The 1,162-nt window shown below is 29.9% G+C and carries 1 protein-coding gene; it reads right to left on the bottom strand.

What is annotated here, in order from left to right; genetic code table 11:
- Positions 1 to 325: 325 nt before the first annotated feature.
- Positions 326 to 994: a HEPN domain-containing protein gene (locus tag G5B32_RS16865; RefSeq protein ID WP_165292657.1), complete on the bottom strand. Its 669-nt coding sequence runs from the start codon at positions 992 to 994 to the stop codon at positions 326 to 328.
- Positions 995 to 1,162: the final 168 nt, after the last annotated feature.

The raw sequence follows: 1,162 nt of genomic DNA, 5'->3' as shown, positions 1-1,162 counted from the left end.
TGTTCTGAGAAGAATATCTAAAGCATTAGAAAACTCTTCATCATTGTATGAAAATTCTAAGCGAGACACGAGCGAGACAGAATTTTTAAAAATGTACACAGAACCAATCCTTGTTCAAGGAAAAGATTTAAAGACAAGGTCTTTTATCTAGGCTTTACCTACACTTCAAAAATACCGCCAACAGTCTTCGTCTATTTCATAGATATCGTTGAATCATGCTTGCGCATTTCTCTTCAACGACCTTCGCTCAACTCGCAGGAAGGCGAGCAAATTAAAGAGGCTTATAAGTTTAATAAAATAATTAAATACGTCTTCTTCCTTCTCATCATAAGAATTCATCAAAAATGTTCAACTGACCATCATATTTAACCGATATCGATTCACTTAAACAACTTCTTTCAATCAGAGTAAATTCCCCTTTCTTTATATGGACTGAAAAAGCATATCCTAGTTTTTCCATGAATTTTTCCTTCTCTTCTCCATTTAAAATGTAATTCTCATCATATAGCTTTGGGTCTTTAGATTCAACTGCTCTCCAATAAGGTGAAATTTTTTGCCCATTAAATTGTTTTCTTGATATGTATGTTTCTAAATTATACACGACAAAGTCTAATTCTCCAATGAATTGATTTAAATATATTCCTATTGTAATATCCTTCTCAAGTCCATCATAATATCTTATTTTAAAAGCTTTTATTAAAACGTCAATGAATACAGAGTCAAATTCATTTATCATTTCAAACTCAACCTTGATTAATAGTTTTTTGAGTTTACTGAAGTTGTCAAAATGATAGTTGATCCATTCGGGGTTATTTAGGTTAAAAATGATTATTGCTTTCAAATATTTTTCTACAGCTGTGCTTGCAAGAGTTAGACCTTGTAATACTAATTGATTATTGAGAAGAAGTCTAGCACTTATATAATCGCGAAATGCTAAATCACAAAATGATGAACTAAGAGTACATTTTTCAAAGAAGTTTCTTGAATTGGTCATAAGTGTTCAATTAGAAATTCTAATATAACAAGTTAATAAATGTTATTTCAAGAGGTAGAACTAATTTGTAACTATTTAAAATAATAGTTTCGATACTTGCTAGATGTATAGCTAAAAATCATATTAAAATTAGGACAAACTTCAAGGAAACTTGAAGCTTTTTTGTGC

The organism is Sphingobacterium sp. SGL-16, assembly GCF_011043515.1.
Taxonomy (GTDB): Bacteria; Bacteroidota; Bacteroidia; order Sphingobacteriales; family Sphingobacteriaceae; genus Sphingobacterium; species Sphingobacterium litopenaei.
Note: the sequence above shows the minus strand (reverse complement) of the source record. Positions and strands in the feature narration are given on the sequence as shown.